Raw genomic sequence first — 10,401 nt, 5'->3', positions numbered from 1 at the left:
TTAAAACTGCCACGGTAAGTTATTTTGTTTCCAGCCTTTATTTTGATTGTTTCCTTCAAAACCGTCACTAATATTATAACAATTTTTATAACCTATATTAGCTATAAAATTTGCTGCCGTAAATGACCTATATCCGGAACGACACAGAAAAAATATCATTGCATGAATTTTATCGTTAACGATAGATAAAAAATTATCTTCAAAATCTTTATTCAATTGCCAACTTAGAAAGATCACCTTATTTTTATTATCTAAATGAGGTATTCCTACTTGTTTCCATTCTTCTCTAGTCCTAACATCTATAAGAAAAGCATTATCGTTTGAAACCAGTATATCATAAGCTTTTGTAGAACAGATATTTTGAACCGACATATTTACACTTTTTTGCTGTTATTGATAATAAAAATTAATAGGATTACCCATGTAGAATATGGATTTAGAGTACTTATGGCATGGTCAATCAAGTTATTTTAATTATTAATTAAAATAACTTGATTGACCATGTTTAAAGCATTTTTAAAATGACCTTGGTATCTGATAGTTTTAATAATATTATTATAAAAATTTTTTGCAAGGCTTTATATCATGAATAAATTAAATAAAAACTCTTTACACAAAAAACTTCTTTATCGTAGTAAAAATCGCGGCTGTAAAGAAATGGATTATATACTTGGTAGCTTTGCCGAAAAGTACCTATCTTTGATGGATAAAAAAAAACTTGAAAGTTATGCTTTAATACTTGATCAAAATGATAATGATCTTTATAATTGGCTTAATAATAAATCTTCTGCTCCTTCTTATCTAGATATTGAAATAATTGATAAATTACGCAAAATAGCTAAAATATAAATTCCTACCATAATGTTACAACAAAAATTTCCGGCGACTGCCAAATCTTTTTTTGCAATTGATAATTTTACTAAGAATCTTAAGCAAGATTTTATCTTGAGTGTAAGCAATGAAGAAGATGCGTTGCAATTATACAAGCAAGCTTTATTTTTTTCTTCTAATGAAAATATTTATTATTTTCCGAGTTATGATACTATACCATACGATCATGCATCTCCAAGTCCTAGTATTTTATCTAAACGTGCAGAAACATTAACTAAGCTAACAACAAATAATAGTAACAGCAAACTACTTATCACTCATGCGGCGAACTTATTAAACACATTACCCCCGAAAGATTTTTTTTCTAAGTACTTTTTGAAATTATCCCCTAAAATGAAATTTACTACGGATGAACTTGCTATGTTGCTAGTAGAAAATAGTTTTACGAGAAATACGAGTAGTATTGATGTCGGGGAATTTGCGGTTAGAGGCGAAATCATTGATATAATATTGCCCGGTCCTAAAGCTTATAGAATTAATTTTAGCTGGGATTATATTGAATCGATTAAAGAATTTGATATTAATACGCAAATTTCGACTAAATCCTGCACGGAGTTAGTTATTAGTCCTGCAAATGAGATAGTTTTAAACAGCGAAACTATAGGTAATTTTAAGAATAATTACTTACGAAATTTTGGAGTTAACCATACTGATAATCCTTTATATGAGGCGGTAATATCGGGAAGAAAATTTTCGGGATATGAACAATTACTCCCGTTATTTTATAATTCCTGCTCTAACTTAGTAGATTACCTAAACGATCCTATTATCATATTCGATAATTTATCAAAACAAGCTATTTTAGAGTTTGAACATAGTTATAACGATTTCTATTCGGCAAGATCAGAGGCGAATAAATTTAAATTTAATAGTTTCTATCCTACTCTTTCACCGACTAGGTTATATTTTACCGTCTCCGAAATCACGGAATTACTTGAACAAAAACATAATATATTAATTAGTTATGAAAATTCCGAGCAAGCAACTCTAATTGAAAATATTAGCTCTACAAGTTTTATAGAAAAGAAAACGGTTTTCGATAAATTATTTGAGATTATTAAAGCTCATTCTTCTACAAAAATCGTGATAGGTGCAGCTTCTTTAAGCGGTCTTGAGAGAGTGAAAAGCATTATCCAAAATTATGAATATACATATAATGAAATAAATAAATTAGATGAGGCTAAAATAGACATAATAAATATTACCCTACTACCTTTAAATCAAAGTTTTTATACTAAAGAATATTTATTTATTACGGTAAGCGAACTATTAGAAGAAAAACCTAGCTCTACAAACACTAACAAAAAACTTAAAAATATTTTGCTAGAGCTTGATAATTTAGCTGAAGGGGAGTTTGTTGTTCACAAAGATCATGGGATAGGGCAGTTTTTAAAGCTGGAAGCTTTAGAAATCAAAGGCAAACTGCATGATTTCTTAAAGATTTTATATGCCGGCAATGATAAATTATATATACCCGTTGAAAATATAGAGGTAATAAAGAAATACGGCAATGATAATGCAGAGCTTGATAAGCTTGGCAGCGTCTCATGGCAAAGAAGTAAGGCAAAACTTAAAAACCGTATAAAAGAGATAGCACTGCATTTAATACAAATAACAGCTAAAAGAAAACTTAATGCTAATGCTTCCGTTGAATTTGATCTTGAAGAATATGATAAATTTTGTGCTAATTTTCCTTTCAGCGAAACAGAAGACCAATTAACCGCTATAAACGATATTAGAGAAGATCTAAGAAGCGGTATGTTAATGGATAGGTTAATATGCGGTGATGTAGGTTTTGGTAAAACAGAGGTAGCAATGCGTGCCGTCTTTATGGTAGCAAAATCTCTAAATGAACATTTACCTCAAGTAGCCGTAGTTGTACCGACAACTATTTTATGTAGTCAACATTTTTCAAGGTTTATAGAAAGGTTCAAGGGTTTTGGTTTAAATATCAAACAATTATCCAGCGTTATTAGTTCTAAAGAAGCAAAGATTATAAGATCAGAACTTGAAAGCGGTAAAATAAATATAATAATAGGTACTCATTCTTTATTACATAAAAATACAAAATTCTTTAATTTGAAATTGTTAATAATCGATGAAGAACAGCATTTCGGCGTCGGTCAAAAAGAATTCTTAAAACAATTAAAATCTTCCTCTCACGTACTTGCAATGTCGGCAACACCGATTCCTCGAACACTGCAAATGTCAATGACCGGTCTAAAAGAACTAAGCATTATTGCAACGCCGCCTTTAAACAGGTTAGAAGTTCGTACATCCGTTATGCCTTTTGATCCCGTTATTATCAGAGATGCATTATTACGTGAACATTTTAGAGGTGGAAGAAGCTTTTATGTGGTTCCAAGAATTAACGATATCCTTAATATTGAGAAACAGCTTAAACAAATTGTGCCGGAATTAAGCTATAAAGTAGCTCACGGAAAAATGCCGCCTAATAAAATTGATGAGGTTATGAGCGAGTTTTACGCCGGCAAATTTGATATACTAGTCTCAACTACTATTATAGAATCAGGAATTGATATACAAGGTGCAAATACCATGATTATACATAAAGCCGATATGCTTGGTCTTAGTCAGCTATATCAGTTGCGTGGTCGAATAGGTCGAGGTAAAATGCGAGGCTATGCTTATCTAACAGTAGAAAGTCATAAAAAAATGACCTCGCACTCCTTAAGACGCTTAGAGATAATACAAAATAGTTGTGCTTTAGGTTCAGGTTTTACTATTGCAAGCCATGATATGGATTTACGAGGTTTCGGTAATTTGATCGGTGAAGAACAATCAGGACAAATTAGAGAAGTAGGTACGGAACTCTATCAAGAAATGCTGGAAGAACAAATAGCTCTTTTTAAAGATGAACCGGTTGTCTCAGAACAACCGTTTATCCCGACTATTAATTTGGGATTATCCGTCTTTATTCCGGATAACTATGTATCCGATGCAGCTCTCAAAATCGGGCTATATAGAAGAATAGGTAATTTAAGTAATGAGATAGAAGTAGAGAAATTTAAAGATGAGATGATTGATAGATTCGGCTCACTACCGACTGAATTTAATAATTTATTTGATATTGTAAAAATAAAGCTATTATGCTTTAAGTTAAATATTGAAAATCTAGATTCAGGAGATAATGGGTTTGTGATTAAATTTTATAAAAATGCTGATATGGCTGATAAAATTTTAAAATTCGTTAGCACTTATCATTCTCAAGCTAAAATAAAACCTGATAATAGGTTAGTATTTATCAAGAAATTAGTAGATAAAAATATAATCGTTGAGGCAAATCAATTACTTTGGAATTTAGCGGAGATTTGAAGACATTATCATCCCGTGGCTTGCCCCTCTACTGTATGAACATTCAGGATGTCATTCCCGCTTTCGCAAAATGGCATCTATTAAATTGAAACTATATGCTCTGCGATCTAAAACAATTATTCCAACAACATAACGTAAAAGGTTTGTCGACTAACTCCAAAAACATTAAGGAAGGGGAGGTCTTTTTTACTGTTAAAGGACAAAGTGTTGATGGAAATGATTTTATAAATGATGCTTTAAATAAAGGTGCAGTATTAGTAATTACAGATAATGAAAAAAATACTGCTATAAATAAAGTAATTTTTGTAGAAGATTTACAAAAAGCTTTATATGAAGCTATAGAAATCTTTTACCCTAAGAAACCAAAGAATCTGATAGCCGTAACAGGTACTAATGGCAAAAGCTCGGTAGTATCTTATATAGCTCAATTATATTCATTACTTGGAAAGAAAGCTGCATCTATAGGCACGATAGGCGTAGAAATTTTTGGCTGTGATAACTTTATAAATGATGTACCGGAATTAACCACATTCGATTATTTAAGCTTTAGAAAAATTGCACATAATTTAGCTGAAGTAGGTATAGAATATTTAGCTTTTGAAGCTTCTAGTCATGGTCTTGATCAAGCAAGACTTGGGGAAACAAAAGTAAATATCGCATGTTTTACTAGCTTTAGTCAGGATCATCTAGATTATCACCATACAAAAGAAAATTATTTACTTGCTAAACTAAAATTATTTACCGATCATTTATTACCGAACACTATTTCCATATTAAATTCCGATATAGCAGAAATAGAGTTTATTAAAGCTTATTTAAATAAGCTTAATATTAAATTTATAACCGTTGGAATAAAGGGAGATTTACAAATAACTAGAATTAATAGCTCTTTAAAAGGACAAAATATTGATTTTACATTTAATAATAGAAAATATAGTTTTAATACGCCAATAATCGGTAGTTTTCAGGCTAGCAATTTATTAATTGCTGCTCTTAGTGCGCATTATACCGGTGTTGCTTTTGATGAAGTTATAGGGTCTTTAGTAGAGGTTAAACCGGTAAAAGGCAGAATGCAGCGAATAGAAAACACTAATATTTTTGTTGATTATTCCCATACTCCCGATGCTCTTGAAAAAGCTTTACTAGAGCTGAAAAATATTCAAGTACTAGGCAGTAAGTTAAATGTAATTTTTGGCTGTGGCGGCAATCGTGATAAAACAAAGAGAAGTCTTATGGGGCAAATAGCCGCAAAACTTGCCGATAACGTCATAATTACAGATGATAATCCACGTCTTGAAGATCCAAAACTTATTAGAGCTGAAATCATAAGCGGTATAGATAAAGCAAATTATATAGAAATAGAAAATAGAGAAGAAGCTATTAAATATGGTATAAATAATTTAAAACAAGACGGTATCTTATTAATTGCCGGCAAAGGTCATGAAAATTACCAAATTATAGGTGATAAGACAATGCCTTTTGATGATGCTGAAATTGTGAAGAAGTATATAAAGTGTCATGCCGTGGCTATGATCACGGAATGACAGAGTAAAACCAATAATGCCGAAATATAATAATATAAACTAACATATGATTTGGAACTCTGAAACACTAAGTAAAGCACTAGGTATAACAATATCTAATTCTATCAATTGCAATGAAGTACAATTTAACTCCAAAGACGTTAAAAAAGGTGATTTATTCATAGTACTTAAAGGTAATGGCGACGGTCATGATTATGTTCTAGATGCAATAGATAAAGGAGCAAATGCCGTTATCGTTAGCAAGCACATAGATATAGTAGACAAAAACAAAATTATCTTAGTCGATAATTGTTTTGAAGCTCTACAAAAAATGGCTTTGTATAAACGCGGCTCTTCAAAAGCTAAATTCATAGCTATCACCGGTAGCGTCGGCAAAACCTCCACTAAAGAAGCTTTAAAAACCTTACTAACTGAGACTAGCGATAAATCATTAGACCTCTTATATAACGAAGCTAATAAAGAGGAATTTGAAGGCAACACGGAACGCAGCACCGCAGCGTACAAAAAAGTACGTGAGGATGCGAGTACTGGATTGACGTACAAATTACCTTTAGAAGTAAGTTATATAAGAGGTCTAGTTTTTGCTAGCCGAGGTAACTTCAATAACCATTTGGGGGTACTCATTAATCTTGCTTCAATGCCTGATGATACGGAATATGCTATTTTTGAGCTTGGCATGAACCATAAAGGCGAAATAAGGGAGCTGGTTCAAATATTAAAGCCGAATATTGCTATGATTACCAATATTTCGGAAGCTCATTTAGAGTTTTTTAACTCGCTGGAGGATATAGCTGAAGCTAAATGTGAGATTTTTGAAAATTTTAGTAAAAATGATATTGCTGTTATTAATGCCGATACTAATTGCTATAACAAAATATTATCAATATTAAAAAATCTATCTATTGATAAAATATATAATTTCGGTGCATCGCATAATACATCTGCAGAATTAACCTTATATGCAAAAGGAAAGCAAGTTCATTTAAAATATAAGATAAATAATAAGCCCCTAGAGATAACCATACCGTTCATTCCTCGGCATTTTGCCGAAAATTATATAGGTGTACTTTTAATTATCGATATACTAGGTAAAAATTTAGATATAGCTGCAAATCACTTAGCAAATATTTCTCCTACTAAAGGAAGAGGGGAAATTATCAATATACAAAATTGTCGTGTAATTTGTGATTACTATAACGCAAGTCCGCAGTCAATGAAAGCTGCATTAGAATATTTAAAACAAGTACCCGCCGAAAATAAAACCGCTATAATAGGTGATATGCTAGAGCTTGGACAAAATTCAGAAGCATTACATAAAGAGCTAGTACCTTATATACTAGATGCAGATTGCTCTAAAGTTTTTTTAGTAGGAGAAAATACTAAATATATTTATGATTTACTACCTTTCAAAATAGCTAAAAAATATTTTAAAAATGTTGATGAATTAATTATACATATCACGGATTTATTTAAGAATAACGAACTTATCTTAATAAAAGGTTCAAGAGGTATAAAACTTGATAAGATTGTTGATTATTATAAATAAATACACTAGGATATTTCTAATATTGCAGGGCTTGGTGAAATGGTTGTCACCCCGTGACTTGATCACGGGGTCCAGAAAAAAATAGACATAATTACTATTAAAGTTGTATTCATGGATACCGTGGTCAAGCCACGGTATGACACCGAGTGCGTTTTTCGAGCCACGCAACAATACCTTTGCGAGAATGACATCAAAATATACTTTTAAATTTAAATCTACAAATGTTATACAATCTTTTACTTCCTCATATTCATAATTCACATATAGCTAATTTATTTCACTATATTACTTTTCGTAGCGGTCTTGCTATTATTATAACTCTAAGCCTTAGCTTTATCACAGGTCCGATATTGATAAAATTTTTACGGACTCTTCAAAAAAACGGTCAGCCTATACGTTCAGACGGACCTGAATCACATCAAACAAAAGCAGGTACTCCGACTATGGGGGGCATTATGATTATTTTGTCTAGTTGTCTTTCTACTTTATTACTTGCTGATTTAACTAATAAATATATTTGGATTACGTTATTTGGTTTTATTAGTTTCGGTATTATAGGATTTATGGATGATTATGCTAAGGTAACTAAAAACAACCATTATGGGGTAAGAGGAAAAAGTAAACTTTTACTGCAAGGAATTATGAGTTTAATCATATGTATTTTACTAGAATATACCGATAAAAATCCAAGTCATTTGCTTAATATACCGTTTTTTAAAAATTTAAGCTTGGATCTTGGTTATTTTTATATAGTTTTTGCTATATTTGTTATAGTCGGCTCTTCTAATGCCGTGAATCTAACGGATGGGCTTGACGGGCTCGCTACCGTTCCTATTGCCTTTACTGCCGGTTCTTTTGCTTTAATAAGTTATTTAGTAGGAAATCTAATTTACTCGAACTACTTGCAGCTAACTTATATACCGAATACCGGAGAATTAACGGTGTTATGTGCGGGTTTAGTCGGTAGCTGCCTTGGATTTTTATGGTTTAATGCACAGCCCGCAGAAGTTTTTATGGGCGATACCGGTAGTTTAAGTCTTGGCGGTATACTTGGCATTATTAGTGTTATTACTAAGCATGAAGTAGTTTTAAGCATAGTCGGTGGCTTATTCGTTGTGGAAACGGTATCCGTAATTTTACAGGTATATTATTTTAAAGCTACTAAAGGAACAAGAATATTTAAAATGGCTCCGTTGCATCATCATTTTGAAAAGCACGGTTGGACAGAATCAAAAGTCGTAATAAGATTTTGGATTATTTCAGTTATATTTGCTCTTATCGGCTTATCATCTCTAAAATTACGTTAACGATACTCGTTTAATTTGAAACGTCTTGCTCTGTTCTAAATTAAACTTCGTCTATCTACTTTTCATTTATCAAGAATACATTAACATACATTAACTTTCTCGTTGCTTTTGTACAAGAAATGTACTATAATGCCAGAATTAATTTATAGTAGGTGTAGATAATGGCTAAAGAAATAGATATAAATAAATTATTAACTCAAGAAAATAATGCTTTAAATACGATACTAAGACAAGTAAACGAATTATGCGAACAAAATAAGAAGTTGCAAGGTTTAATCGAAATACAAAATGAAACTAAAGAGCTAGAAAAAGAACATAACAGATCGCTGCCTTGGTTTAAAAGATTGGTAAAAACAGTTTCTAATGTAAAGTATATTTTTATAAAAAGTGAAGAGCAATTAACAAACGAAGCAATAAAGCATAATGACAAGATATTAAAAGATATTGATAATAAGATATATAATATAGCAGAAAAATCTACACCTTTAAAGCAAGCATTACAAGAAGAAATCAAAAAAAATTTTGAGGATTTAACAAAGAAAGATTTATCTAAAGATCAAAGAGAAAGATTAGCGGAAGTATTCTTTAGTTATAAGAGTAAACCTGAAAGATTCTCAGCTCTACATATGACAAATCCCTTACAATTTATTAATGCTGAAGAACTAGAGAAGCAATATAATTCTTTAAATGCTACAAAACAAAACATCCGAAATTTAATATCCGAAAATTCCAATATTAAAGAACTTAAAGAAATACAAAAACAAGTTGCTGAAATTAGGGAAGAAATACCTTATACATTTTTTGAAAAATTAAATAATATTTGGCAAAATGTTAAAAATGTTTTTGTAAATAATAGTGAACAGGTTTTGGCAAAAAACAAAGAAAGTAATACTAGAACAATTAGAAAGATTAATGAACAATTATATAAAACGAAGCATAAATTTGAGGAATTAATTGAAAATAAAGAAAGAAATATTAATGATATAATTGCGAAGTTACCTGACAACGAGGAGTTACAAAAGATAGTAAGTAACCTTGCAAATTATATGACTTCAAAAAAGGAACCAATATTAACAACCTCGTCCCTAGCTAAACCTTTGGAGAATAATATACCACCACCGCCTCCTTCTTTACTGGAAAATAACATTCCACCACCACCACCGCCTCCTTCTTTACTGGAAAATAACATTCCGCCACCACCACCGCCTCCTTCTTTACTGGAAAATAACATTCCGCCACCACCACCGCCTCCTATGGCTCCAGCTCAGACTGAGACATTATCTAAGCCTATAGAAGCTACTACGGTTAAAAAACCGGAAAATCAACCACGTCCTTCTATAGATACTTCTGATTTAATGAAAGAAATAGTAGGACCAAAAAACCTAAGAAAAGTTGAAAAAACGGATGCTAAGGCACAAGACTCTAGAGATTTACTACTGCAGTCCATAAGAGGTGAACAAAAACTAAAAAAAGTTGAATTGGACCCTAATACAGGGAAACCGGTTGCACATTCTCGTAGTAAGCCTGCTCAGAATGTTAACAAACCTAATGACGTTGCATCAATTTTAGCACGAAGAGTCGCTATGGAGATGAGTGATAGCAGTAGTGGCAGTGAAAGCGATAGCGATAGCGGTAACTGGAGTGATGTTAGTACTAAATCAAAGGTTCTAAAAACTAAAGGAGAACGAGATGCTAGAAAGCATGCTCAAACAGTTGTAAGCGGTAGAAGTTCACAAAAACCATCATTTGTTAGAAGTTAATTAAGATACTTCTTAAG

The 10,401-nt window shown here is 31.6% G+C and carries 7 protein-coding genes; 6 read left to right on the top strand and 1 reads right to left on the bottom strand.

Annotated elements, in window-relative coordinates; genetic code table 11:
• Nucleotides 1–372 (bottom strand): rhodanese-like domain-containing protein, encoded by a 372-nt coding sequence (locus tag ACIAS7_RS07155; protein WP_473198801.1) that lies wholly within the window; start codon nucleotides 370–372, stop codon nucleotides 1–3.
• 213 nt (nucleotides 373–585) lie between these two features.
• On the opposite strand from ACIAS7_RS07155, the gene ACIAS7_RS07150 reads away from it, so the two are divergent.
• The 6 genes from ACIAS7_RS07150 (at nucleotide 586) to rickA (ending at nucleotide 10,384) form a co-directional block, all read left to right on the top strand.
• Nucleotides 586–849, top strand: coding sequence for a succinate dehydrogenase assembly factor 2 (locus ACIAS7_RS07150; protein WP_473198800.1), 264 nt, complete (start codon nucleotides 586–588; stop codon nucleotides 847–849).
• 12 nt (nucleotides 850–861) lie between these two features.
• Complete coding sequence (gene mfd, locus ACIAS7_RS07145) at nucleotides 862–4,227, top strand: transcription-repair coupling factor (RefSeq protein WP_473198799.1); 3,366 nt, start codon at nucleotides 862–864, stop codon at nucleotides 4,225–4,227.
• Between the two features lie 95 nt (nucleotides 4,228–4,322).
• Complete coding sequence (locus ACIAS7_RS07140) at nucleotides 4,323–5,771, top strand: UDP-N-acetylmuramoyl-L-alanyl-D-glutamate--2,6-diaminopimelate ligase (RefSeq protein WP_473198798.1); 1,449 nt, start codon at nucleotides 4,323–4,325, stop codon at nucleotides 5,769–5,771.
• Nucleotides 5,772–5,817: 46 nt separating this feature from the next.
• Nucleotides 5,818–7,317 (top strand): UDP-N-acetylmuramoyl-tripeptide--D-alanyl-D-alanine ligase, encoded by a 1,500-nt coding sequence (murF, locus tag ACIAS7_RS07135; RefSeq protein WP_473198797.1) that lies wholly within the window; start codon nucleotides 5,818–5,820, stop codon nucleotides 7,315–7,317.
• 221 nt (nucleotides 7,318–7,538) lie between these two features.
• Nucleotides 7,539–8,624, top strand: a complete 1,086-nt coding sequence (mraY, locus tag ACIAS7_RS07130) for a phospho-N-acetylmuramoyl-pentapeptide-transferase (RefSeq protein ID WP_473198796.1) — start codon at nucleotides 7,539–7,541, stop codon at nucleotides 8,622–8,624.
• Between the two features lie 161 nt (nucleotides 8,625–8,785).
• The gene (gene rickA, locus ACIAS7_RS07125) at nucleotides 8,786–10,384 is read left to right on the top strand and encodes an Arp2/3 complex-activating protein RickA (RefSeq protein ID WP_473198795.1); all 1,599 of its coding nucleotides are present in this window, start codon (nucleotides 8,786–8,788) and stop codon (nucleotides 10,382–10,384) included.
• Nucleotides 10,385–10,401 lie beyond the last annotated feature (17 nt).

The organism is Rickettsia sp. 109562A South Dakota (assembly GCF_055791265.1).
Note: the sequence above shows the minus strand (reverse complement) of the source record. Positions and strands in the feature narration are given on the sequence as shown.

Excerpts from the sequence above, each read along its gene's own strand:
- ACIAS7_RS07150 (WP_473198800.1), top strand. The coding sequence starts at position 586 with ATGAATAAATTAAATAAAAACTCTTTACACAAAAAACTTCTTTATCGT.
- ACIAS7_RS07155 (WP_473198801.1), bottom strand. The coding sequence starts at position 372 with ATGTCGGTTCAAAATATCTGTTCTACAAAAGCTTATGATATACTGGTT.
- rickA (WP_473198795.1), top strand. The coding sequence starts at position 8,786 with ATGGCTAAAGAAATAGATATAAATAAATTATTAACTCAAGAAAATAAT.
- mfd (WP_473198799.1), top strand. The coding sequence starts at position 862 with ATGTTACAACAAAAATTTCCGGCGACTGCCAAATCTTTTTTTGCAATT.
- mraY (WP_473198796.1), top strand. The coding sequence starts at position 7,539 with ATGTTATACAATCTTTTACTTCCTCATATTCATAATTCACATATAGCT.
- murF (WP_473198797.1), top strand. The coding sequence starts at position 5,818 with ATGATTTGGAACTCTGAAACACTAAGTAAAGCACTAGGTATAACAATA.
- ACIAS7_RS07140 (WP_473198798.1), top strand. The coding sequence starts at position 4,323 with ATGCTCTGCGATCTAAAACAATTATTCCAACAACATAACGTAAAAGGT.